This is a genomic window from Streptomyces sp. NBC_01352, from assembly GCF_036237295.1.
Lineage (GTDB): Bacteria > Actinomycetota > Actinomycetes > Streptomycetales > Streptomycetaceae > Streptomyces > Streptomyces plumbiresistens.
The window spans coordinates 3917917-3940986 of record NZ_CP108354.1 but is presented as its reverse complement, the minus strand read 5'-3'; the positions used below and the strand labels follow the sequence as shown (position 1 = coordinate 3940986).

At 70.8% G+C, this 23070-nt stretch carries 20 protein-coding genes; 10 read left to right on the top strand and 10 right to left on the bottom strand.

The window, feature by feature from the left end:
- Positions 1 to 53: 53 nt before the first annotated feature.
- Positions 54 to 263, top strand: coding sequence for a helix-turn-helix domain-containing protein (locus OG252_RS18225; RefSeq protein ID WP_067439455.1), 210 nt, complete (start codon positions 54 to 56; stop codon positions 261 to 263).
- Entirely contained in the window at positions 263 to 826 is a 564-nt protein-coding gene (locus OG252_RS18220; protein WP_266433889.1) for a Clp protease N-terminal domain-containing protein, read from the top strand. The genes OG252_RS18225 and OG252_RS18220 overlap by 1 nt, the downstream gene beginning before the upstream one ends.
- 71 nt (positions 827 to 897) lie before the next feature.
- On the opposite strand, the gene OG252_RS18215 is transcribed toward OG252_RS18220, so the two are convergent.
- On the bottom strand, positions 898 to 1986 hold the full coding sequence (locus OG252_RS18215; protein WP_266433887.1) for a helix-turn-helix transcriptional regulator: 1089 nt from the start codon (positions 1984 to 1986) through the stop codon (positions 898 to 900).
- A 1-nt stretch (position 1987) separates the two neighbouring features.
- The gene (locus OG252_RS18210) at positions 1988 to 2959 is read right to left on the bottom strand and encodes a DUF4097 family beta strand repeat-containing protein (RefSeq protein ID WP_266433885.1); all 972 of its coding nucleotides are present in this window, start codon (positions 2957 to 2959) and stop codon (positions 1988 to 1990) included.
- A 158-nt stretch (positions 2960 to 3117) separates the two neighbouring features.
- Here OG252_RS18210 and OG252_RS18205 point away from each other — a divergent pair, with 158 nt between their 5' ends.
- Positions 3118 to 3969, top strand: coding sequence for a hypothetical protein (locus OG252_RS18205; RefSeq protein ID WP_329337274.1), 852 nt, complete (start codon positions 3118 to 3120; stop codon positions 3967 to 3969).
- A 65-nt stretch (positions 3970 to 4034) separates the two neighbouring features.
- On the opposite strand, the gene OG252_RS18200 is transcribed toward OG252_RS18205, so the two are convergent.
- From OG252_RS18200 to OG252_RS18180, 5 genes are all read right to left on the bottom strand, one after another.
- Positions 4035 to 4214, bottom strand: a complete 180-nt coding sequence (locus OG252_RS18200; protein ID WP_003992906.1) for a DUF6104 family protein — start codon at positions 4212 to 4214, stop codon at positions 4035 to 4037.
- 85 nt (positions 4215 to 4299) lie between these two features.
- Positions 4300 to 8118 carry a multifunctional oxoglutarate decarboxylase/oxoglutarate dehydrogenase thiamine pyrophosphate-binding subunit/dihydrolipoyllysine-residue succinyltransferase subunit gene (locus OG252_RS18195; RefSeq protein ID WP_266433878.1) on the bottom strand — a complete coding sequence of 1273 codons (3819 nt, stop codon included), beginning with the start codon at positions 8116 to 8118 and terminating at the stop codon, positions 4300 to 4302.
- Positions 8119 to 8400: 282 nt separating this feature from the next.
- Positions 8401 to 9507 (bottom strand): HAMP domain-containing sensor histidine kinase, encoded by a 1107-nt coding sequence (locus OG252_RS18190; protein ID WP_329337271.1) that lies wholly within the window; start codon positions 9505 to 9507, stop codon positions 8401 to 8403.
- Positions 9504 to 10241 carry a response regulator transcription factor gene (locus OG252_RS18185; protein ID WP_217239405.1) on the bottom strand — a complete coding sequence of 246 codons (738 nt, stop codon included), beginning with the start codon at positions 10239 to 10241 and terminating at the stop codon, positions 9504 to 9506. The genes OG252_RS18190 and OG252_RS18185 overlap by 4 nt, the downstream gene beginning before the upstream one ends.
- A 124-nt stretch (positions 10242 to 10365) precedes the next feature.
- Entirely contained in the window at positions 10366 to 11043 is a 678-nt protein-coding gene (locus OG252_RS18180; RefSeq protein ID WP_266433875.1) for a spermidine synthase, read from the bottom strand.
- A 214-nt stretch (positions 11044 to 11257) separates the two neighbouring features.
- Between OG252_RS18180 and OG252_RS18175 the strand changes: the two genes are divergently transcribed.
- Positions 11258 to 12115 (top strand): rhomboid-like protein, encoded by an 858-nt coding sequence (locus tag OG252_RS18175; protein ID WP_443068411.1) that lies wholly within the window; start codon positions 11258 to 11260, stop codon positions 12113 to 12115.
- Positions 12116 to 12205: 90 nt separating this feature from the next.
- Here the strand turns inward: OG252_RS18175 and OG252_RS18170 are convergent, their stop codons facing one another.
- Positions 12206 to 12958: a GNAT family N-acetyltransferase gene (locus OG252_RS18170; RefSeq protein WP_329345155.1), complete on the bottom strand. Its 753-nt coding sequence runs from the start codon at positions 12956 to 12958 to the stop codon at positions 12206 to 12208.
- Positions 12959 to 13380: 422 nt separating this feature from the next.
- Between OG252_RS18170 and lon the strand changes: the two genes are divergently transcribed.
- Positions 13381 to 15795, top strand: a complete 2415-nt coding sequence (gene lon, locus OG252_RS18165) for an endopeptidase La (protein ID WP_266433874.1) — start codon at positions 13381 to 13383, stop codon at positions 15793 to 15795.
- Positions 15796 to 15870: 75 nt separating this feature from the next.
- Here the strand turns inward: lon and OG252_RS18160 are convergent, their stop codons facing one another.
- Entirely contained in the window at positions 15871 to 16689 is an 819-nt protein-coding gene (locus OG252_RS18160; protein WP_266433873.1) for a lysozyme, read from the bottom strand.
- 295 nt (positions 16690 to 16984) lie between these two features.
- Between OG252_RS18160 and OG252_RS18155 the strand changes: the two genes are divergently transcribed.
- Positions 16985 to 17497, top strand: a complete 513-nt coding sequence (locus OG252_RS18155) for a MarR family winged helix-turn-helix transcriptional regulator (protein WP_406495462.1) — start codon at positions 16985 to 16987, stop codon at positions 17495 to 17497.
- 47 nt (positions 17498 to 17544) lie between these two features.
- Here the strand turns inward: OG252_RS18155 and OG252_RS18150 are convergent, their stop codons facing one another.
- Positions 17545 to 18333 carry a protein phosphatase 2C domain-containing protein gene (locus tag OG252_RS18150; protein ID WP_266433871.1) on the bottom strand — a complete coding sequence of 263 codons (789 nt, stop codon included), beginning with the start codon at positions 18331 to 18333 and terminating at the stop codon, positions 17545 to 17547.
- Between the two features lie 378 nt (positions 18334 to 18711).
- Between OG252_RS18150 and OG252_RS18145 the strand changes: the two genes are divergently transcribed.
- From OG252_RS18145 to OG252_RS18130, 4 genes are read left to right on the top strand one after another with little or no spacing between them, the layout of a single operon-like run.
- Positions 18712 to 21465, top strand: coding sequence for a sensor histidine kinase (locus tag OG252_RS18145; protein ID WP_329337263.1), 2754 nt, complete (start codon positions 18712 to 18714; stop codon positions 21463 to 21465).
- On the top strand, positions 21462 to 21971 hold the full coding sequence (locus OG252_RS18140; RefSeq protein ID WP_266433867.1) for a roadblock/LC7 domain-containing protein: 510 nt from the start codon (positions 21462 to 21464) through the stop codon (positions 21969 to 21971). The genes OG252_RS18145 and OG252_RS18140 overlap by 4 nt, the downstream gene beginning before the upstream one ends.
- Positions 21968 to 22387, top strand: a complete 420-nt coding sequence (locus tag OG252_RS18135; protein WP_266433865.1) for a DUF742 domain-containing protein — start codon at positions 21968 to 21970, stop codon at positions 22385 to 22387. Before OG252_RS18140 ends, OG252_RS18135 begins: the two co-directional genes overlap by 4 nt.
- The gene (locus OG252_RS18130; protein ID WP_266433863.1) at positions 22368 to 23003 is read left to right on the top strand and encodes a GTP-binding protein; all 636 of its coding nucleotides are present in this window, start codon (positions 22368 to 22370) and stop codon (positions 23001 to 23003) included. Before OG252_RS18135 ends, OG252_RS18130 begins: the two co-directional genes overlap by 20 nt.
- The last annotated feature ends 67 nt before the right edge of the window (positions 23004 to 23070 follow it).

Here is a 23070-nt window from a genome sequence, read left to right as displayed (position 1 = left end):
TTGGCATGTCAACTCCGGTTGACGGGCGCGTGATGTCAACGTAAGTTGACGTCATGACCGAAGCAACGGATCTCGCCGAGCGCGCGGGCGACCGGGACCCCCGGATCGGCCTGCGGGCCGTCGCGGCGCTACGCAGGCTGCTGGAGCAGTTGGAAGCGGTGCAGGTGCGCAGTGCGCGCAATCAGGGCTGGTCGTGGCAGGAGATCGCCGCGGAACTCGGTGTGAGCAGGCAGGCCGTGCACAAGAAGTACGGGAGGCATTGATGTTCGAACGGTTCACGAAGGACGCCCGGGACGTGGTGCGCGGCGCGGTCGACTACGCCGAGGGGGCGGGCGCACAAGCCGTCGAGGCGGAGCACATGCTGCTCGCCCTGCTGGACCGGAAGGCCTCCCGCGCCTCCTTCGGTCTGGCGGCACTCGGACTCACCGACCGCAAGGAGTCCGTACGGTCCTCCCTGAGCGAGGCGCGGCGACGCGCGGGCCTCTCCCAGGCCGACGCCGACGCTCTTGCGGGACTGGGCATCGACGTCTCCGAGATCGTCGCCCGGGTGGAGGAGGTGCACGGCGTCGGAGCGATGTCCGGCGACCGCAAGGGCAAGGGCTGGTGGTCGGGGCGCCGCACCTTCGGCCGGGACGCCAAGGAGGTCCTGGAGAGGTCCCTGCGCATCGCCCTCGCCCGCCGCGACCGCCATGTCGGCGACGAGCACATCCTGCTGGCCCTGACGGCCCGACCCGGCGTGCCCGCGGAGGTCCTCGCCGATCACGGCGTGACGTACGAGACGGTGACGCGGGTGCTGTACGGGGGCGGGGAGGCGAAGGCCGGCTGAGCGGGCCTAGGTGGTGGCTCTGGCGGTGCGGCTGAGCCACTGGCTCTGCCGCACCACCGTCGGTGTGTCGCTCATGGCTTCGGCGTGCGCAGCAGCGCCCCGATGTGTGCCGCCGCTGTCGACAGGTGACGGCGGGCGTCGCGGAGTTGGTCGGGTGTGACTCCGTGGTCCCGGGCGGTGTCGCGGATGTCGTCCCGGAAGCGGTCGAGCAGGCGGTCCAGGTCGCGGGCCGGGTCGCCGGTGGGGTCCTCATGGGCCCACGTCGGCTCGTACTCGGCCGGGAAGTCCTGCGGGGTGTGTGAGTACTCGGGTGCGGGCGCCGTCTTCTCCGCGTCGCCGTTGCCCCGTGCGAAGCCGAAGCCGAAGTCCTTCCCGAACTCCTTGCCGTAGTCCTTTCCGAGCTCGCCGAACTCCTTGGCCAGTTCGGTCAGGCCCTCCCGTACGCCCGTCGGCCAGTCGCCGCGTGCGAAGTGGTCCTGCACCTGCTCCTGGACCCGGCGGGCGATGCGCTGCACTTCCTCCTGTGCCTGTTCCCGGGCCCGCTCCTGCGCCTCCTTGGCCTGGTGTCGGGCCCGCTGGGCCTCCTCCCGCGCCCGCCGGCTCTCGTCCTTGGCGCGCCGGGCCTGCTCCTTCCACTCCTGCTTGACGCGGCGCATCTCCTCCTTGGCGGCGCGCCACGCCTCCTTGTCGGTGTACTCGCCGAAGTCGCCGAAGGAGCCGCCCTGTTCGCGGTCGCCGGCCTTGGTGCCGGTGCCGCCGGGCCCGGTGCTCCGCCGGGCCTCGGAGGCCGCCGCCCGCATCTCGCGCCGCAGATCACCCGCCGCGCCGCGCACGTCGGCCCGGATCTCGGCGGCGAGTTCCGCGACCGACTCGCGGATCTCCAGTTCCAGGTCGGCCAGTTCACCGCTGCGGTCGGCCAGCTCGGCGCGGCCCGCGTCCGTGATGGCGTACACCTTGCGGCCGCCCTCGGTGGTGTGGGTGACCAGGCCCTCGGCCTCCAGCTTTGACAGACGGGGGTAGACAGTGCCCGCCGAGGGGGCGTACAGGCCCTGGAAGCGCTCCTCCAGGAGGCGGATCACCTCGTAGCCGTGGCGCGGGGCCTCGTCCAGCAGCTTCAGCAGGTAGAGGCGGAGGCGGCCGTGCGCGAAGACGGGGGACATGTCAGAGCACCTTCTTGTCGGTCGTACCGTCGGCCGGGGCGTTGGTCGAGCCGTCGCCCGGGCCGGAAACGGAATTGTCCCCCGAGCCGCTCTGCGGGCTGTCCGCCGGGTCGTCGGCGCCGGAGTCCATGGCGTCGGAGTCCATGGCGTCGTCCCACGGTTCGTCCTCCCGGGGTGGCCTGCGCAGGAGGGCGATCGAGCCGGAGATGGTGGTGGCCCGCAGCTTGCCGTTGCCCGGGCCGAGGCGGCCGGTGATCTTGTGGGCGCCCCACTGGCCGTGCACCCGGAGGCCGTCGAAGGCGTTGGAGATGGTCCCGCTCGCCGTGTTGGCCTCGACCTCGGTGTCGGCCGGCTGGGGGAGCCGGATGGCGATCTCGCCCGAGATGCTGGTCAGCCGGACGTCGGTGGGGCCGCCGGGGTCGAGGTCGACGATCATGGAGCCACTGACCGAGTCGGCCCGCACGGCGCTGCCCGAGCCGTCGACGACGGTCAGGTCGCCGGAGACGGAGTTGAACCGGAGGTCGCCGGTGACGGCCTGGGCCTCCAGGTTCCCGGCGACCGTGTCGGCGCGGACCGGGCCGGAGAGCCCGACGAGTGTCGTGTCGCCGGAGACCCCCTTCACCACGGACGGCCCGCGCAGCCCGGAGACGACGGCTCCCGCGCTGATCACACCCACCTCGACATGTGTGTCGGCCGGCACGGCGAGGGAGACGACGGCACTGCGCCGCCATCCCTTCCGGTCGAGCCACTTGAGGAAGCCCTTCCAGGGGAGGTCGTCGTACGCCACGGTGAGTGTGCCGCCCTCCTGGGTCACGACCAGGGGTGGGCCGTCGATCTCGGAGACTTCCAGGCGGGCGGAACCTTCGTCGGTGCCCACCACGTTCACTGTTCCGTCGACGATACGGACGCGGAGGGTGGTGACGGGATCGTCGAAGGTGAGCTTCGTGGGCTCGGTGACGGACCACTCGGACATCGGATCAGACCTCCCGTAGCAACGCGCCATATCGCGTCTTCCGCTATTCACGATATATCGCGCTTCGGGAAAGTCAAGACACCCGTTCCGGGGATCTTTGGGTCATGGTGAGCGATCAAATGATGCTCAAATAGGGTGAATCGCCCTAGCGTGTGAGCATGTCGACGGAAGCCTCCCGAACCGGTCCGGCCGGTCCCGCCGGTCGCGCCCCCGGCGCCGTGCTGCTCTGCCGGGCGCAGCCCGATTCCGTCGCCCCCGCGGCCCAGCTGCTGCGCGAACGCATGCTGCTCACGCGCGCGGGCGAGGACTGGAGCGTCCTCGTCCCCGAGGGCAGGCCCTGGCTGCATGGCGGCGAGCCCGTCGACCGCGTCCTGACCGGCTGGGCCACCGCCCTCGCCGTCGGCGCCTCCTGGCCCGTACTCGCCTTGTGGTGGGACGCGGACCGCGCCGGCTTCGTCCTCGCCGTCGGCTTCCGCCGCCCTGTCGGCTACGTCTGGCTGGCCAACGGCACCCCCGCGGGCGAGGACGAGGCCATGCGCACCTTCGCCGCCCGTCTCGGCCTGGATCCGGTCCTCGACGTGCAGTCCCTCGACCAGCTCACGAAACCGGCGGCCAGGACCGACGCCCGCGCCCGGCTGGGCGCCCTGCTCGCCGTCCTCACGCGCGCGGGAGTCGCCCTCCCCACCGGCCTTATCCCCGGCGAACCCGTCGCCCGCCTCCATGAGGCCGCCCGCGCCCAGCCGGACGCCCGCCCGGTCGAGTGGCCCGGCCTGCACGCCGCGGTCCGCACGGAGATCGACGCCGTGACCCACCCCCGCCTCAGCCCCTGGCTGCCCTGGTCGGGCGACCCCCGAGCCCGCCTCCTGGCCCTCGCCCAGCTCACGGCAGCCCTCCCGGTCACCGCCTGGGGCGTACGGCGCCGCAGCGCCGGCTGGATCACGGCAGGGGCACTCCTGCTGGCGCACGGCGCGCTGGGACTGACGTACGACCTGGCACGCCCGCGCGACTGAGAGCACGAAAAAGGGGCGCCGAGGGCGCCCCAGCGAGACCGGTCCTACTTACTCGCCCGCTCGTCCTACTCGTCGTCCTCGTCGTCCAGCCGCGCCAGCCACGTCGCCAGCCGCTCCACCGGCACCTCGAAGTCCGGGTTCAGATCGACGAAGGTCCGCAGCTGCTCGGCGAGCCACTCGAAGGTGACCTCCTCCTCGCCCCGCCGTTTCTCCAGCTCTTCGATGCCACGGTCCGTGAAGTACATGCCTCAAGGATAAGTGTGCGGAAACGGCCGGGCCGCACCCCCCAGAAGGGGGTGCGGCCCGGTCACGTACGGCCTGCGACAGCGGTTACGCCTCGAACACCTCACGCACCAACTGCTCCTGCTCGGCCTGGTGCCGCTTCGCGGACCCGACCGCCGGCGAGGAGCCGTGCGGGCGGGAGATGCGGCGCAGGCGCTCCCCGTGGGGGACGTCCGCGCCGACCGCCAGGTCGAGGTGGTCGATGAGGTTGAGGGCGATGAACGGCCAGGCGCCCTGGTTGGCCGGCTCCTCCTGGGTCCAGAGGTACTTCTCGGCGTTCGGGTACTTGGCGATCTCGGCCTGGACCTCGGCACCCGGGAGGGGGTACAGACGCTCGAGGCGGATGATCGCCGTGTCCTTGACGCCGCGCTTCTGACGCTCGGCCTCGAGGTCGTAGTAGACCTTGCCGGCGCAGAAGACGACCTTCTTGACCGCGGCCGGGTCGACCGACGTGTCGCCGATGACCGGGCGGAACTGGCCCGTCGTGAACTCCTCCGCCTTCGAGGCCGCGGCCTTCAGGCGCAGCATCGACTTCGGGGTGAAGACGACCAGCGGCTTGTGGTGCGGGTTGTGCACCTGCCACCGCAGGAGGTGGAAGTAGTTCGACGGCAGCGTGGGCATCGCGACCGTCATGTTGTTCTGGGCGCACATCTGGAGGAAGCGCTCCGGGCGGGCGGACGAGTGGTCCGGGCCCTGGCCCTCGTAGCCGTGCGGGAGGAGCAGGGTGACGCCGGACGTCTGGCCCCACTTCTGCTCGGCCGACGAGATGAACTCGTCCACGACCGTCTGCGCGCCGTTGACGAAGTCGCCGAACTGCGCCTCCCACAGCACGAGCGCGTCGGGGCGGGCCAGCGAGTAGCCGTACTCGAAGCCCATCGCCGCGTACTCGCTGAGCAGCGAGTTGTAGACGTTGTAGCGCGCCTGGTCCTCGGCGAGGTACATCAGCGGCGTGAACTCGTCGCCCGTGGCACGGTCGATCAGCACCGCGTGGCGCTGACCGAAGGTGCCGCGCTGCGAGTCCTGGCCGGCCAGGCGGACCGGGACGCCCTCCAGGAGGAGCGAGCCGACCGCCAGGGTCTCGCCCATGCCCCAGTCGATGGTGCCGTCCTCGACCATCGTCGCCCGGCGCTGCAGCTGCGGCAGCAGACGCGGGTGGACGGTGATGTGGTCGGGGACGTTGAGCTGGGACTCGGCGATCCGCTTGACGACCTCCGCGGAGATCGCGGTGTTCACGGCGACCGGGAACTCCGGCTGCGGCTCGGCGGACTCGGACGACAGCGGCTGCGCGGTGGCCTCGCGGACCTCGGTGAAGACCTTCTCCAGCTGGCCCTGGTAGTCCTGCAGGGCCTGCTCGGCCTCTTCCAGGGTGATGTCGCCGCGACCGATGAGGGACTCGGTGTACAGCTTGCGCACCGAGCGCTTCTTGTCGATCAGGTCGTACATCAGCGGCTGGGTGAAGGCCGGGTTGTCCGACTCGTTGTGACCGCGGCGGCGGTAGCAGATCAGGTCGATCACGACGTCCTTGTTGAACGCCTGGCGGAACTCGAAGGCCAGGCGGGCCACGCGGACCACGGCCTCCGGGTCGTCGCCGTTCACGTGGAAGATCGGCGCCTCGATCATGCGGGCCACGTCGGTGGCGTACATGGAGGAGCGGGCCGACTCCGGCGCGGCGGTGAAGCCGACCTGGTTGTTGATGACGATGTGAACCGTGCCGCCGGTGCGGTAACCGCGCAGCTGCGACATGTTCAGGGTCTCGGCGACCACGCCCTGGCCCGCGAAGGCCGCGTCACCGTGCAGGGCCACCGGCAGGACCGTGAAGTCCGTGCCGCCCTTGTTGATGATGTCCTGCTTGGCGCGGGCGATGCCCTCCAGGACCGGGTCGACCGCCTCCAGGTGGGAGGGGTTCGCGGCCAGCGAGACCTTGATCTGCTCGCCGTCGAGACCGGTGAAGGTGCCCTCGGCGCCCAGGTGGTACTTCACGTCGCCGGAGCCGTGCATCGACTTCGGGTCGAGGTTGCCCTCGAACTCGCGGAAGATCTGCGCGTACGACTTGCCGACGATGTTGGCGAGCACGTTCAGGCGGCCGCGGTGGGCCATGCCGATGACGACCTCGTCCAGGCGGGACTCGGCGGCCGAGTCCAGCACCGCGTCCAGCAGCGGGATGACGGACTCGCCGCCCTCCAGGGAGAAGCGCTTCTGGCCGACGTACTTCGTCTGCAGGAAGGTCTCGAAGGCCTCCGCCGCGTTCAGGCGCCGCAGGATGCGCAGCTGCTCCTCGCGCTCCGGCTTGCTGTGCGGGCGCTCGATGCGGTCCTGGATCCACTTGCGCTGCTTCGGGTCCTGGATGTGCATGAACTCGACGCCGGTGGTGCGGCAGTAAGAGTCACGCAGCACGCCCAGGATGTCGCGCAGCTTCATCATCGACTTGCCGGAGAAGCCGCCGACCGCGAACTCGCGCTCCAGGTCCCACAGGGTGAGGCCGTGCTCGGTGATGTCCAGGTCGGGGTGCTTGCGCTGGCGGTACTCCAGCGGGTCGGTGTCGGCCATGACGTGGCCGCGGACCCGGTAGGAGTGGATCAGCTCGAAGACGCGGGCGGCCTTGGTGACGTCGTCGTCGTGGCTGGCGTCGATGTCCTTGAGCCAGCGGACCGGCTCGTAGGGGATGCGCAGCGACTCGAAGATCTCGTCGTAGAAGCCGTTCTCGCCGAGGAGGAGGTTCGCGACGATCCGCAGGAACTCGCCGGACGCGGCGCCCTGGATCACCCGGTGGTCGTAGGTCGACGTGAGCGTCATGACCTTCGAGATGCCGAGCTTGTTCAGGGTGTCCTGGGAGGTGCCCTGGAACTCCGCCGGGTAGTCCATCGAGCCGACGCCCATGATGACCGACTGGCCGGGCATCAGGCGCGGCACGGAGTGGACGGTGCCGAGGCCGCCGGGGTTGGTCAGCGAGACCGTGACACCGGTGAAGTCGTCCATCGTCAGCTTGCCGTCGCGGGCGCGGCGGACGATGTCCTCGTAGGCCTGCCAGAACTCGAAGAAGTTCAGCGTCTCGGCCTTCTTGATGCCGGCGACGACGAGCTGGCGGTCGCCGTTGGGCTTCACCAGGTCGATGGCCAGGCCGAAGTTGACGTGCGGCGGCTTGACGAGGGTGGGCTTCCCGTCCTTCTCCGCGAAGTGCCAGTTCATCGACGGCATGGCCTTGATGGCCTGCACCATCGCGAAGCCGATCAGGTGCGTGAAGGAGATCTTCCCGCCCCGGGCGCGCTTGAGGTGGTTGTTGATGACGATGCGGTTGTCGAACAGCAGCTTCACCGGGACCGCGCGCACGGACGTGGCCGTGGGCAGCTCCAGGGAGGCGTTCATGTTCTTGGCGACCGCGGCGGCCGGGCCGCGCAGCGTCACGAACTCCGGGCCCTCGGCGGAGGCGGCGGCGGGCGCTGCCTTCGGGGCCGCGGCGGCCGGCTTCGCGGCCGGAGCCGGAGCCTTGGCCGGCGCGGCGGCCTGTGCGGGCGCAGGAGCGGCTGCCGCGGGCTTCGGGGCCGCGGGAGCCGGGGCGGCCGCGGCCGGAGCCTGGGCGGGCGCCTGGGCCTGCGCCGGCGGGGCGGCAGGCGCGGGGCGGGCCGTGGTGGTGGTCTCTGCGGCCCCCGCGGCCGCAGTACCCGCCGGAGCCGAGGCGGCAGCCGCCCCCGGCTTGTAGTCGGCGAAGAAGTCCCACCAGGCTCGGTCTACCGAATTGGGGTCCTGGAGGTACTGCTGATAGATCTCGTCGACGAGCCACTCGTTCGGGCCGAAGGCCGCTGCGGGGTTCTTACCCGCTTGGTCTCCGTCGGTGGAGATGCTCGAGTTACTGGGGGACTGTGGCGACACGGCGGCAACCGCCCTCTTCCGCTTCACAAGGTGATGGACAGCGGGAATAAAGGCTACGCCTCCAAGACCGAGAAGGTCAGGCCAGGCCCGTCCATCGTCGTGTAAGTCACATCAAACAGCGAGTTTCAGGGGTGGAAATGGCGGGAAACAAGCGGGGTTCCGCTTCATCCGGGATGGGCTGAGCCGGCCTCAGCGCGACGACGGCGCGGGCCTGTGCCTGATCACACGTGTCCGTCAGCACGGAACGACCGTGGATCTTGTGGCTCCGCTTCGAACTTTACGTCAACTTGGCAGAGAGGGAAGTCCCGGAAGGGTGACAAGGATCCGGCAGCCCCGCTCGGATTCGGCCACTCCGATCCGGCCGCCGTGCAGATCCACCGCCCAGCGGGCGATCGCCAGGCCGAGACCCGTGCCGCCGTCGCTGCCGGGACCGTGCGGCCGGTTGACGCTGCCGCGGTTGAACCGCTCGAAGACCCGGTGCCACTCCGACCGCGGAATGCCGGGGCCCTCGTCGAGAACCTCCAGCTCGAGCGACTCGGAACCGCCCCCGCGCCGCGCCTTGACCGTGACCCGGCCATGCGGCGGACTGTGCTTGACCGCGTTGTCGATGAGATTCGCCACGACCTGGTGGATCCGCTCCGGGTCCGCGTGCGCGGTCAGCTCCGGCGGGGACACGTCGAGGTGCAGATGGACGTCCGTCCGCGTGTGGCTGCCCGATCCGGAGGCGATGCCCGCGCGCGCGGAGGCGACCATGTTGGCCTCCTTCAGCACCCCCGACAGGTACGGCCACACCTCGAACCGCCGCTTGCGCAGCGGTACGACCCCGTTGTCCAGCCTGGACAGGTCGAGGAGCGTCTCCACGAGACGACCCAGCCGCTCCGTCTGCTTCAGGGCCGTCCGCATCGTCTCCGGGTCGGCCTGCGTGACGCCGTCGACGATGTTCTCCAGGACGGCACGCAGGCCCGCGATGGGCGTACGCAGCTCGTGCGAGACATTCGCCACGAGCTCCTTGCGCTGCCTCTCCTGGGCCTCCAGGTCGTCCGCCATGCGGTTGATCGTCTGGGCCAGGTCGCCCAGCTCGTCCCGGCGGTTCTCCCGCACCCGACGGCTGTAGTCGCCGTGCGAGATCGAGCGGGCCACCGCGTTCATCTCGTCCAGCGGGGAGGTGAGCGAGTGCGCCACGAACTGCGTGATCAACAGTGTGGCGATCATCGAGAAGACCGTGATGAAGCGCAGCTCCGTCTTGGTCTGCACCGCGATCATCAGCAGACCCGTGGTGATCAGCACCGAGATGACGACCAGAGCGCCCAGCTTGGTCTTGATCGAGAACGGGCGTACGCCGCCCCAGGGCTCCCCGGGGCGTCTTGGTGCGGCCGGCCCGTCGCTCATGGCGTCGGCGTCTCCAGGGCGTAGCCCACGCCGTGCACCGTGCGGATCCGCTCGGCGCCGATCTTCCGCCGCAGCGCCTTGATGTGGCTGTCGACCGTGCGGGTGCCGGAGGCGTCCGCCCAGTCCCACACCTCGGCCAGCAGCTGCTCACGGGAGAGCACCGCGCGCGGGGTGTTCGCCAGGCACACCAGGAGGTCGAACTCCGTGGGCGTCAGGTGGACGTCCTCGGAGCGCACCCGCACCCGGCGCTGCGCGTGGTCGATCTCCAGCTCGCCGAGCCGCAGGATGCCGCTGCGCGGGGTCGACGCCGCGATCGCGGCCCGCTCCACCCGGCGCAGCAGGACGTGCACGCGCGCGGCCAGCTCCCGCATGGAGAAGGGCTTGGTCATGTAGTCGTCGGCGCCGACGCCGAGCCCGACCAGCATGTCGGTCTCGTCGTCCCGCGCGGTGAGCATCATCACCGGCACCGGCCGGGATGCCTGCACGCGCCGGCAGACCTCCAGACCGTCGAAGCCGGGCAGCATGATGTCGAGGATCAGCAGATCGGGCTGCCAGGCCTCGGCGGTGTCCACCGCGGACGGACCGTCGCCCGCCGTTTGCACGAGGAATCCCTCGGCGCGCAGGCGGGTCGCGATGGCGTCCACGATCGTCGGATCGTCTTCGACGACAAGCACCCGTCGCTGTGCGCCCGGGGTCGTCGCCGTGCCGTTGTGGGAGGTGTGTGTCTGCTCCATCGCCCGCCCCTGAGGTGTGCAATTCCGGAACCAGTGGGGTGATCCCTTGTCTGCGCATGACTGCGCTTGACGCTTGAATGATCGGCGTCAGGGAAGCAGAGTACGGGGAGTCACCGTGGCTTTGCTATCCAGGTCGGACGGCAAGGTGCACGACGTCCGGAACGCCCCGGGCAACCGGGATCTCTTCGGTACGCACCCGTTGGAACCCGGCATTCCGTAGGGATCCTTCAAATTCCGGAGAGGGCTGGGCGGACCACACGGCGAGTACCCCTCCTGGCCTCAACACCCTTGCGCAGCTTGCCAGTCCGGCCTCGGAGTACAGCCCGCCGTTGCCCTCGGTGACCGTCCAGCCGGGGCCGTTGTCGATGTCCAGGCACAGCGCGTCGAACGTGTCGCATGTCTCATTGACGAAAGCGACAAGATCGGTTTCCACAATGTCGGTGCGCGGATCGGCGAGGGCCCGCGCCGACAGCGCGGACAGCGGCCCGGCGCGGTGCCAGTCGATGATGGCGCGCTCTCGCTCGACCACGGTGATCCGGCCCCAACGGGGATCGGCCGCGGCGTGTGCGAGCGAGAACCCGACGCCGAGACCGCCGATGAGCACGCTCGGCCGACCGCGACCCCCGAGCGCGTCCAGTGCCGCGTCCACGAGCCGCCGCTCCGAGCGGCCGTCGGAGGTGTCCATCAGGAAGCAGCCGTTGGCGATGATCTGCAGCAACTCGCCGTGCCGTCGCAGCACGACCTCGCCGTGCGGGCCCTCGCGCCGGTCCAGGATCTGGGGAATGTCGTACGAGGTGGACATCGGCCCATTCTTGCAGGTGGGAGAAGGACGGTCCGGTGGAATCGCCTCGGACGGCGACCGTGGGTCCTCGGCCACGGGGGCTTCGCCATGGCCGGGCGCGAAGTGGCCGCACGTCCTTGAGAAGTGACTGTGAATCGGCACTCTGGTGGCGCCCGTCACAGACAGCGGCTGTACGGGCCACGGAGGCTGGGTGAAACGGAAGGAGCGCCTCACCGTGGAACGGACTGAGACGGACGGTACGGCGGGTTCGCCGGCGCCCGGGCCGAGCGATTCGCCCGTCCCTCAGGACGTGCCCCCGCCGCGCTACGACGCCTGCATGCGGGATGTCTCAGGGCTGTTGGACGGGATGCCGCGCCAGCGAGAGGCGTCGGCGACCATGCCGGTCGGACCGCCGGTTGCGCCCCTCACCGTCGAGCCTCCCCAAGTTCGCCCCCGCCCCTGGCGCCTGCTCCCCACCCCCACCGGGACACCGTTCACCTTCGGCTACGGCGTCGTCCTCGCCGTCACCTCACTCGTCACCGAGTACGCCGACCCGGCCGTCGTGCACGACCTCCACCAGGCCTCCAGCACCGATGTGGCGCACCTGGTGCAGACGCCCGTACCGGTGCTGCTGACCAGCGCGTTGTGGATCGCGGGCGGGATCCTCTCGCCGTTCGCGATCGGTTTCCTGCTCGTCCTCACCGCACTGGAGCGCCGGATCGGCGGGCTGCGCACGGCCGGGGTCTTCCTGCTCGGGCACGTCCTCGCCACCCTCGCGACCGAAGTCCCCGTAGGGCTCGCGGTCCTGGTCGGCCACCTGCCCGACAGCTCGCTGCACCGCCTCGACTACGGCGTCAGCTTCGGCGTCGCCGCCGGGGTGGGCGCCCTGGCCGGACTCCTCACCCCGTGGCTGCGCTGGCCGCTGCTGGCGGTGTTCGGCGCGATGCTGATGCAGAGTCTGCTGGCGTTCACGGACCCGATGACCGACTGGGGGCACCTGACGGCGTTCGCGATCGGCATCGGGACCTGGCCGGTGGTGCGGCGCTGGTACCGGGCACGGCTCGCTACGAACCGCTTGCCCGGGGTCGCCTAGGGCCGCCGAGCCGCGGCCAACTCCCGTGCGAGCGCTGGTACGGGGTCATGGCGTCGGGCTTGCGGCGCTGTGTCGGCCTGGGCGGGCCGGTCAGCCGGCCGGTGGCGTCCAGACGTACGGCGTGGTCGTGGTGACCGCGTGGAAGCCCAGGCGGCGCAGGATGGGCGCGCTGTCGTCGGAGGCGTCGACGTGCAGGTACGTGACGCTCCGGGCGGCGGCGAGCCGGGCCCGCTCGGCCACCAGGGCCCGGTAGATGCCCCTGCCGCGCCACTCGGCGAGCGTGGAGCCGCCCCACAGGCTCGCGAACCCCGTGCCCGCGCGGAAGACCAGCCAGGCGGCACAGACGACCTCCCCGCCCGCCTCGGCGACGTACACGGCGATCTCGTCCGGCGCGGCGGCCACCCGGCCGATCAGGTCCTCGGCGAGCCAGCTCCAGTCGTCGTCCCACACGGCCGACTCCATGTCCGCGATCCGCCGCATGTCCGCGTCCGCCGTCACCCGGCGCAGCGCGACACCGTCCGGCAGGACCGGCTGTCGTACGGCCATCTCGGCGGCGCGTCCGACCAGTACGGTCTCCCGCTCCTCGGGCACGAACCCGGCCGCCCGCAGCCGTTCGGTGAGGTCGGCCGGGACGTCGTGGGCCCGGGTCTTCCACTCCACCGCCTCACCGCGCGCCGCGAAGAAGTCCCGCTGCCGCGCGATCAGTTCATCCAGCCCGTCGCCCGCCACGCCGAGGTCGCGCGGCCCGCTGACGAACCCGCGGAACTGCCCGACGATCCGCAGCAGCGGCCCGTCGTGTTCGTACGCCACTCCCGCGGGCGGATTCGGGGGAGCACCGCGCATCTGGTCGTCGTAGGCGGCGAGAAGGGGGGCGGTGGTGGCTGTCTCTGTCACCGGATGACGGTCGGGGGAGGGGCGGGCGGGGGCAACCGGTTTTCCCCGACCGGCCTTGGGTCTGCACGCGCGCGTGGAGCGCTCCTCACTCGTCGCCCCGCACGCGCGCGCAGGTGCCCTCCAGGGCGAACCCGGCCTTCGCGGCGACGCGGCAGGACGCCGGGTCGGCCACCGAGTGCCGGGAAGGTCCAGCAGAGGTTGAGCGTTGTCGGACGTACGGCCCGCAGGGACGACCGAGGGTGTGGGAGTGACATGCCTGGTCAGAGGGCACTCGGAGCGTGATCGCTCACAGCGAACGCAACCCGGGGAACATCCAGAGGCTCCCGTGCATTGAGTCGGCATAGCTCAACTTGACTGCCGAAGGGGAGATCATGGCTTCGACGTCCACACCGCTCACCCTGCCTGTGCTGCCGCTCGACGACGAGGTCGTGCTGCCCGGGATGGTGGTTCCGCTGGACCTCAATGACGCCGATGTGCGCGCCGCGGTGGAGGCCGCCCAGGCCGCCGCGCGCTCGGAACCCGGCAAGCCCAGGGTTCTGCTGGTGCCACGCATGGACGGGACCTACGCGAGCACCGGCGTGCTCGGCACGATCGAGCAGGTCGGCCGGCTGGCCGACGGTGACCCGGGCGCGCTGATCCGCGGCCGGAGCAGGGTGAAGATCGGTGCGGGGACCACGGGCCCGGGTGCCGCCCTCTGGGTCGAGGGCACCCGTGTCGACGAGAGCGTGCCCGAGCCGCTGCCCGGCCAGGTCACCGAACTGGTCAAGGAGTACAAGGCCCTTGCCACGGCCTGGCTGCGCAAGCGCGGCGCCTGGCAGGTGGTCGACCGGGTCCAGGCCATCGACGACGTGTCCGCCCTTGCCGACAACTCCGGCTACTCGCCCTTCCTGACCACCGACCAGAAGGTGGAGCTCCTGGAGACCGCCGACCCGGTCGCCCGGCTCAAGCTCGCCACCCAGCAACTGCGCGACCACCTCGCCGAACAGGACGTCGCCGAGACCATCGCCAAGGACGTCCAGGAGGGCGTCGACAAGCAGCAGCGCGAGTTCCTGCTCCGCCGCCAGCTGGAGGCCGTACGCAAGGAACTGCGCGAACTCAACGGTGAGTCGGAGGGCGAGGAGTCCGACGACTACCGTGCCCGCGTCGAGGCCGCCGACCTGCCCGAGAAGGTCCGCGAGGCCGCCCTCAAGGAGGTCGACAAGCTGGAGCGGTCCAGCGACCAGTCGCCCGAGGGCTCGTGGATCCGCACCTGGCTCGACACCGTCCTCGAACTGCCGTGGAACGAGCGGACCGAGGACCAGTACGACATCCAGGGCGCCAAGGAGATCCTGGACGCCGAGCACGCAGGCCTGGAGGACGTGAAGGAGCGGATCACCGAGTACCTGGCGGTGCGCAAGCGTCGTACCGACCGCGGGCTGGGTGTCATCGGCGGGCGGCGTGGAGGTGCCGTGCTGGCGCTCGTCGGCCCGCCCGGTGTCGGCAAGACCTCGCTCGGTGAGTCCGTCGCGCACGCCATGGGGCGGAAGTTCGTCCGGGTCGCCCTCGGCGGTGTCCGCGACGAGGCCGAGATCCGCGGTCACCGGCGTACGTACGTCGGCGCGCTGCCCGGCCGGATCGTCCGCGCCATCAAGGAGGCCGGGTCCATGAACCCGGTGGTGCTCCTCGACGAGATCGACAAGGTGGGGTCCGACTTCCGGGGCGACCCGGCGGCCGCCCTCCTGGAGGTCCTGGACCCGGCGCAGAACCACACCTTCCGGGACCACTACCTGGAGGTGGAGCTGGACCTGTCGGACGTCGTCTTCCTGGCCACGGCCAACGTGCTGGAGGCCATCCCGGAGGCGCTGCTCGACCGTATGGAGCTGGTCCGCCTCGACGGCTACACCGAGGACGAGAAGATCGTCATCGCGCGTGACCACCTGCTGCCGCGCCAACTGGAGCGGGCGGGTCTGGAGAAGCCCGAGGTCACCCTCGACGAGAGCGCGCTGCGCAAGCTCGCCGGCGAGTACACGCGCGAGGCGGGCGTCCGCAACCTGGAGCGGTCCATCGCACGGCTGCTGCGCAAGGTCGCGGCCCAGCACGAACTGGGCGAGCGGAAGCTGCCGTTCACCGTCCGGGACGAGGACCTGCGCGGCCTGATCGGACGGCCGCACCACGTGCCCGAGTCCGCACAGGACCCGGCGGAGCGCCGCACAGCCGTGCCGGGCGTGGCGACGGGCCTCGCGGTCACGGGAGCCGGCGGTGACGTCCTGTTCGTCGAGGCGTCGCTGGCCGACCCGGAGACGGGCGCGGCGGGCCTGACCCTGACGGGCCAACTGGGCGACGTCATGAAGGAGTCGGCGCAGATCGCGCTCAGCTTCCTCCGCTCGCACGGGGCGGAGCTGGAACTCCCCGTGGCCGACCTGAAGGACCGGGGCGTGCACATCCACTTCCCGGCGGGCGCGGTCCCGAAGGACGGCCCGAGCGCGGGCGTCACGATGACGACGGCACTGGCGTCGCTGCTGTCGGGCCGTCTGGTCCGCACGGACGTGGCGATGACCGGCGAGGTCTCGCTGACCGGCCGGGTCCTCCCGATCGGCGGCGTGAAGCAGAAGCTGCTGGCCGCGCACCGGGCAGGGGTGACCACCGTCGTCATCCCGAAGCGCAACGAGCCCGACCTGGACGACGTCCCGGCCGAGGTCCTGGACAAGCTCGATGTCCATGCCGTCACGGACGTCCGCCAGGTCCTGGAGCTGGCGCTGTCCCCGGCGACGAACGGGGCCGCGCCGGAGGTTCCGGTGGCGGCGTGACGGGCGCTGCCGGATGAGGGAAGGCCTGGGCTTCGTGAGGGAGGCCCGGGCCTTCGCCTTGTATGCCTTTGTGGATCAGCCGTTGGCGAGGGCGACGACCCGGTCGAGCGCCCCGTTGAACTTGTTGTGGTCGCCGACGGTCGGTCCCGACGAGGTGTACTGCCAAGCGGTGTAGTAGGACCATCCAGCCGGGAGCGTCCCCACCGTCGAGGCGTACCGGGCGATCCACAGCGGGTTGGCGGCGGCGAAACCGGCGTAGTTGCCGGTGCACTGGGTCCACCAACTGGTGGCGGTGTAGATGACGGCGTCCCGGCCGGTGCGGGCCTTGTACTGGTTCAGGAAGCTGCGGATCCAGGTCACCATCTCGCTCTGCGTCTTGCCGTAGCAGGCGGCGCCGTACGGGTTCCACTCGATGTCGAGCGCGCCCGGCAGCGTCTTCCCGTCCCTGGACCAGCCGCCGCCGTGGTCGACGAAGTAGTTGGCCTGGGTGGCGCCGCTCGTGGTGTCCGGGGTGGCAAAGTGGTAGGCCCCGCGGATCATGCCGACGTTGTACGAGCCGTTGTACTGCTGGGCGAAGTACGGGTTCGTGTAGTACGTCCCCTCGCTCGCCTTGGCGTAGGCCCACCTGACCCCGCTGCTCCACAGGGTCGACCAGGCGACGTTGCCCTGGTGGCTGGAGACGTCGACGCCTTCCGTCTGGGTGGCGCGGGTGTCGGCGGGGACGCCGCTTCGACCGTCGTGGGCGAGGACGCCCATGCCCATGTGGGCGGTGCCGCGGGCGGGGGTGTCGGCTGCGGATGCCGGGGCCGTGAAGCCGAGGGTGAGGGCGGCGAGCAGGATGCCGGTGAGTAAGAGGCGCCGGGGGCGGAGCGAACCGGGTCTGTGCACGGGCATGGCGTGCCTCCGAGGGCTCGGTGAAGCTCGGTGGTGGTGGGGAGTGGGGGGAGGTTCTGGGCATGCCGGCCGGACGGAGCGGTCGCCGTCGACCTGCCGTCTTGGAACCGTGGCGTTTGCTGGCGTGGGCATGCCAGTACTTGCCTGCCAAAGACGCTACGCACGTAGAACGCCAGGTGGAAGAGGGCCCGGAGGCTGCCGTTGGTCTAGCCCTGCGAAATACTGACGGAGCTGCGGCGATGACAGGCGTTCGGCGGAAACTTTCAGTACGGGGAAAACCGAGGCAGGGGCTGACGTGCACGAAGACGCAAACGGCGGCGGACGCGGAGTCGAACCTGGGGGTGCCCCCTCTGGGGGAGTGCCGGCGAGCGGTGTGGACCAGCCCGCGTTCCTCGCCCTGGAACGCGAACTGACCGTCCTCCTGCGACGCGCCCGTGCCAATCAGGGCGAGATGGCCCGCGAGGTCCACCCCGACCTGGAATCAGCGGCGTACGGCCTCCTCGTACGCCTCGACGAGTGCGGCCCCCAGCGTGCCACCGAGCTCGCCGCGTACATCGGCGTCGGCAAGGCCACGATGTCCCGTCAGCTCCGCGCCCTGGAGGACCTCGGCCTGGTCGCCCGCGAGCCGGACCCGGCGGACGGCCGGGCCTGGCTGATCGCCCTCACCCAAGAGGGCCACGACCGGGTACGCCGCGTCCGCGAGGCCCGCCGGGCACGGTACGCCGGGCGGCTTGCCGACTGGGATCCGCGTGAGGTGGGGGAACTGGCGCGGTTGTTGCAGCAGTTGAATCGGGGGATGGAGAGGTAGGAGGCGGACCGTCGAGCGGTCCGCGTCACGCCCATGGTCACGGGGAGTCACAACTCCACGTACACCACCGTCGCATCGTCATGCGCCTTGCTCCGCCCCAGAAACTCCCGAGCCCCCGCATCCCCCCGCTCCAACCCCCGCACCCGCTCCACCAACGCCCCCGCCCCCTCCTTGCGTACGAACCGGAAGCAGTCCGCCCAGTCGCCCTCGCGGAACGTCTCCACCCACCTCGTCGCCCCGTCCGTCAGCGCGGCCAAGGCGCGGACCTCGGCCCGCGATACGACCCCCGTCACCGCCCGCCCCGCCACCGTCGGATCAGCCGCCGCCGTGAAGAAGCCGCCCTCCTTGTTGCGGATCTCCGCGTCGATCAGGGCGTCCGTGGCCAGGGCGGCGCGGGGGAGGAGGGCGAGGCGGTCGTCGAGGTGGGGGGTCACCGTGCCGTCGGGGGACTCGACCAGCAGGGCCGAGTCGGAGAGGACCAGGTACTCGACCGACTCCGGCGACCAGCGCGCCACAACCACCGTTGCTTGTGGGGTGCGTGGGTGAGAAAGGTCACAAGTGGTGTGGTGGGCCTCGGCTGTTCGAAGGATCGCCCGCGAGAGGATCTCCGGCAGCGTCAGATCTCGGCAGGAAACGGTCAGTTCGGTCAGGGCGCCGCCGAGGCGGGACACGAACCAGGGAACCGAATGCAGACAGCCTGTCGAAGTCCGCGGGGGTGTCACTCCATCCAGGACGACCAGCGCGCCGCCCAGTCCGGAAGCCGGTAGGGCGACGCCGGCGAAGTCCTCGTTGGGGCGGGTCGGATCGCCGGGCTCCGAAACTAGTTCCGTACGCATCCGGCCAGTCTGCACGAGCTCTTCACAAGGTGCGCAAGAGGCTGGCATCGGCCGCCGAATCGACGCACTCGCGCAGGTCAGGCGCCTGATTTGGGGTGGAATGAATCGCTCCGGGAAGGCGTGGTGGCGAATAGTGCCACCGCCCGCCGCCGACGTCCAACCGGCCCGCCGTGCAAGGGTGTCGCACGAGCCGGAGGAACTTGCCCGCCAACTCGGGTCCGATGTTCACTCCTTCGGGTGGCGGGCCCAGTGATGCGCGACCACTGCCCACCGGCACTGGGAGGGTCGGGGACCGTACCGGGTGTACGCAGAGTCGACAGTCAGTGACGGAGCGTAGCCCGACCCATGGGTACTCACGAGTCAGGAATGCGAGCACCGGTGCAGAAGACGCGGCCTCGTCGTACAGGCAAGAAGGCGGCCTCCGAAAAAGGCGTGGACCCCACGCCCGGCACCTCCGGCACCCCCACCTCCGGCGCTCCCGATACCCCCGTCGGCAAGGGCCGTCCCACCCACGTCCGTACCCGGCTCATCCTCGCCGTCACCGTCGTGGCCGCCGCCATCGCCGGAGCCGGTGTGCCCTCCCTGGTCACCGCTTCCGGGGAGCTGAGCGACTCGCAGGACCTGGTCACGCTCGCCGAGCAGACCCAGGACGCCCTGGCGCTCGCCCACTCGCTCGCCGACGAGCGCGACGAGGTGACGCCGTACATCGCCGCCGGACGGCCCAAGTCCAAGGCGCCCAGCGAGCAGCGCAGCGTCCGCGTGGACCGGCAGGTGGAGGAGCTGCGTGCCGACACCGACCTGCCCGCCACCCTCCGCGGCGATCTCGACGGCATCGCGGCCGTCCGCCGGGCGGCGCTGAGCGGCAAGAGCAGTGCCCTGGAAGCGCACCAGGCGTACTCCGCCGCCATCAACGACCTGCACCGGCTCGCCGAGGACCTGGCCGAGCAGCTGCCGCCCCGCGCGGGCTCCGGCGGGTACGCCCTCGCCGAGCTGGACTCCGCCGTCCAGCAGGCCGCCGCCACCCGAGGGCTCCTCCTCGCGGCCCTCGCGGTGCCGACGACGACCCAGACCGTCGTGGACCCGATCACCGGCCTGGCGTCCACCGAGACCACCTCCTCGGACGCCGACGCCAAGCAGCGCGACGCCCTCTCCGCCGCCGCCCAGCAGGCCCGCCTGCGCTCCGACGCCGCCCTCGCCGACTTCGCGGACACCGCACCCACGACGGCCAAGTCGCGCTACGACTCCACGGTCACCGGCCCCGAGGTCAACTCGGCCGACAAGTACCTCGCCACCCTCACCGACCGGCCGACCCTGTCCGACGGCGAACTCGGCACCAGCGCCACCAAGCTCGACGCCGCGCTCTCCGCCCGCATCGACGCGATGCGCGGAGCGGAGGCCGCCCTCTACGACCGCCGGGTCAAGGACCTCGCCCAGCTGCGCGACGACGACGTCACCGCGCTGGAGATCCGCATCGCCGTCCTCGGCGCCCTGATGCTGCTGGCCGTCGGTATCGCCACGGCCATGGCCCGTACGCTCACCCGGCCGCTGTCCGTCCTGCGCCGCGGCTCGGCCCGACTCGCCGGCGCCGAGGACCCGACCGCCGAGGAACCGGTCGCCTTCACCGGCCGCAACGACGAGTTCGCCCAGGTCGTCCGCTCGGTCAACGCCCTGCACGCGCACGCCGCCGCGCTCGCCGAGCGCGTCACCACCCTGGAGGCCGACCGCAAGCACCTGGTCGGCCAGCGGCAGAAGATGGCCGACGCCCGCGAGCAGCTCAAGGGAGAACTCACCGAGTCCGCCGCGCAGTTGGAGCGGTTGCGTACGACCATCGGCGCCACCTTCGTCAGCCTCGCGCTGCGCACCCTGGGCCTCGTCGAGCGGCAACTCGCGGTCATCGAGGGCCTGGAGGAGCGCGAGCAGGACCCGGACCGGCTCGCCACGCTCTTCAAGCTCGACCACTTCGCCACGGTCATGCGCCGGCACAGCGAGAACCTCCTCGTGCTGGCCGGTACCGAGCACGTCCAGCAGAGCGCCGGCCCCGTCCCGCTCGTCGACGTCGTGCGTGCCGCGGTCAGCGAGATCGAGCGCTACGAGCGGGTCCGCATCGCCGCCCTGCCGCCGCACGCCCACATCGCCGGGTTCGCCGCGGACGACCTCTCTCATCTGCTGGCCGAGCTCATGGAGAACGCCACCTCGTTCTCCCCGCCCGACCTGCCCGTCGAAGTCTCCGCCTGGCTCCTGGAGAGCGGCGAGGTCATGCTCTCCGTCCAGGACGAGGGCATCGGCATGGCCGGCGACCGCCTCACCAGGCTCAACAGCCGCCTCGCCGACTTCGACCCCGCGACGACCTACGACTCCTACGACCAGGAGGACGAGGAGGGCCTCGGCCTCGGCCTGTACGTCGTCGCCCGCCTCGCCCACCGGCACGGCGTCCGCGTGCAGTTGCGCGAGCAGAAGCAGGGCGGCATCGCGGCCGTCGTCGTCCTGCCCAAGACCCTGCTGGCACCCGCACCGGCCGCCGCCGTCCCTGCCGCGTCCTCGCCCATGTCCGGGAGCGGCACGCACGCCTTCTCCCTGCCCGGCGCGGACGCGGAGGTCAACTCCAACGTCCTGTACGGCCGTTCGGAGAACGGCGACCCCCTGGTCGCCCTCGCGGAGAAGGCCGTACAACGGTCGGAGGGGGAGACGGAGACCCCCGCCGAGACCACGATGGAACTCCTGATCCCCGAACCCGCGGCGGACGGAACAGAACCCGTCGAAAGCGAAAGCGAAAGCGAAAGCGAAGGCGAAGGCGAAGGCAAGGCTGAAACCGCAGCCGCAGCCGCAGCCGAAACCGAGACCGAACACCAGCGCGTCCCCGACGAGCCGGAGGAACTCGTCACCGACAAGGGCCTCCCCAAGCGCACCCCGAAGGTCACCGCACCCACCCAGGCACCGCGCCAGCGCAGTGGCTCCGTGGACGCCGAAGCACTCCGCCGCCGCCTCGGTGGCTTCCGCCGGGGGGCGGAGGCCGGCTACCGGGACGTAGAGGCGGAGATCGCCGAACAGACAGGCACCCACAAGGCGCCCGTCAGGGAATCCGCAGCATCCGAAGAAGCCACGGGGGGCACCGTCGAGGAGGCAAGCAGTTGACCGCGCCCAGTACCTTCGGACTGAGCCGTGAGGCCCGCAATCTTCACTTTCTGCTGACGAATCTCGTCGAGGAGGTGCCGGGCATCCGGTCCGTCGCCGTCGTCTCCTCCGACGGCCTGCTCCTGCTCTCCTCGGACGCCGACCGCAACGCGGCGGCGCGTGAACCCCGTCAGGGCAGGCCGACCGGCCCGCGCGGCTCCGCCGCCGACCTCGCCACCATCGTCTCCGGCATCGGCAGCCTCACCATCGGCGCCGCCAAGCTGATGGACTGCGGCCAGGTGAAGCACACCATGGTCGCGATGGACGAGGGCAGCCTGTTCGTGATGTCGATCAGCGACGGTTCGCTGCTCGGCGTGCACGGCGCCGCGGACTGCGACATGAGCGTCGTGGCGTACCACATGGCGCTGTTCGTGGGCCGGGCCGGCCACGTCCTGACGCCCGAACTCCGCAGCGAACTGCGGCAATCCCTGGAGAACGAGTCGACGCCGACGGGGAGCACCCGATGAGCAGTACGCCGAAGGGTCTCCCCGTGCGCGGTGCCGACCGCAAGCCGGCGCGGGTGCGCCCCTACTCGCTCACCGGCGGCCGTACCCGCTTCGGGCACGTCCTCCTGGTGGAGACGTTCGTGGCCACCACCGCCGCGATCGAGGCCGCCGAGGAGCGCCGGGAACTGACGAACGGTTCCCTCCACAGCAGGGTCATGCCGGAGATGCGGGCCATCGTCGAACTGTGCCGCCGTATGCGCACGGTGGCGGAGATCGCCGCGCTGCTGAAGATGCCGCTCGGCGTGGTCCGGGTGCTCCTCAGCGACCTCGCGGACCAGGGAAAGATCCGGGTGTACGGAACAGGAACCGGTCACGGCACGGGTCGGCCGGACCGCGCTCTGCTGGAAAGGGTGCTGAGTGGACTCCGTCGTCTCTGACGCCGTTGGCGTCTCCCCGCTCCTCGAGGAAGAGGGGCCCGTACAGCCCTGGCAGACGGACCGTACCCGTGCCCCGATCGCCACGAAGATAGTCGTGGCGGGCGGTTTCGGCGTCGGCAAGACCACGCTGGTCACCGCCGTCTCGGAGATCACGCCCCTGCAGACCGAGGCGCTGATGACCGAGGCGAGCGAGGAGCACGACGACCTCACCGCCACGCCGGAGAAGCTGACCACCACCGTGGCCATGGACTTCGGCCGCCTCACGCTCGACGACGACCTGGTGCTCTACCTGTTCGGCACGCCGGGGCAGCAGCGGTTCTGGTTCATGTGGGACGACCTGGTGCGCGGCGCGATCGGCGCGGTCGTGATGGCCGACACCCGCCGGCTGAAGGACTGCTTCCCCGCGCTCGACTACTTCGAGAGCTGCGGGATGCCGTACGTCGTGGCGGTCAACCACTTCGACGGCAGTGAGCGGTTCGAGCCGGAGGACGTGCGGGAGGCGTTGACGATCCCCGCGCACGTACCTGTCATGATCATGGACGCGCGCCGCAGGATATCCGTCATCGAGACCCTGCTGTCCGTCGTCGGCCACGCGCTGGACGTCACTCCCGAGTAGACCCGGGTAGAGGCGTGCAGACCCGAGCAGACCTGAGCAGCACCCCGAGTAGGAGAACACCACCCGC

What these genes read in the sequence shown, in the direction of transcription:
- lon (WP_266433874.1), top strand. Translation starts at nt 13,381, where the DNA reads ATGGCTTCGACGTCCACACCGCTCACCCTGCCTGTGCTGCCGCTCGAC.
- OG252_RS18215 (WP_266433887.1), bottom strand. Translation starts at nt 1,986, where the DNA reads ATGTCCCCCGTCTTCGCGCACGGCCGCCTCCGCCTCTACCTGCTGAAG.
- OG252_RS18190 (WP_329337271.1), bottom strand. Translation starts at nt 9,507, where the DNA reads ATGAGCGACGGGCCGGCCGCACCAAGACGCCCCGGGGAGCCCTGGGGC.
- OG252_RS18220 (WP_266433889.1), top strand. Translation starts at nt 263, where the DNA reads ATGTTCGAACGGTTCACGAAGGACGCCCGGGACGTGGTGCGCGGCGCG.
- OG252_RS18225 (WP_067439455.1), top strand. Translation starts at nt 54, where the DNA reads ATGACCGAAGCAACGGATCTCGCCGAGCGCGCGGGCGACCGGGACCCC.
- OG252_RS18170 (WP_329345155.1), bottom strand. Translation starts at nt 12,958, where the DNA reads ATGCGCGGTGCTCCCCCGAATCCGCCCGCGGGAGTGGCGTACGAACAC.
- OG252_RS18160 (WP_266433873.1), bottom strand. Translation starts at nt 16,689, where the DNA reads ATGCCCGTGCACAGACCCGGTTCGCTCCGCCCCCGGCGCCTCTTACTC.
- OG252_RS18185 (WP_217239405.1), bottom strand. Translation starts at nt 10,241, where the DNA reads ATGGAGCAGACACACACCTCCCACAACGGCACGGCGACGACCCCGGGC.
- OG252_RS18150 (WP_266433871.1), bottom strand. Translation starts at nt 18,333, where the DNA reads ATGCGTACGGAACTAGTTTCGGAGCCCGGCGATCCGACCCGCCCCAAC.
- OG252_RS18135 (WP_266433865.1), top strand. Translation starts at nt 21,968, where the DNA reads ATGAGCAGTACGCCGAAGGGTCTCCCCGTGCGCGGTGCCGACCGCAAG.
- OG252_RS18205 (WP_329337274.1), top strand. Translation starts at nt 3,118, where the DNA reads ATGTCGACGGAAGCCTCCCGAACCGGTCCGGCCGGTCCCGCCGGTCGC.
- OG252_RS18210 (WP_266433885.1), bottom strand. Translation starts at nt 2,959, where the DNA reads ATGTCCGAGTGGTCCGTCACCGAGCCCACGAAGCTCACCTTCGACGAT.
- OG252_RS18180 (WP_266433875.1), bottom strand. Translation starts at nt 11,043, where the DNA reads ATGTCCACCTCGTACGACATTCCCCAGATCCTGGACCGGCGCGAGGGC.
- OG252_RS18200 (WP_003992906.1), bottom strand. Translation starts at nt 4,214, where the DNA reads ATGTACTTCACGGACCGTGGCATCGAAGAGCTGGAGAAACGGCGGGGC.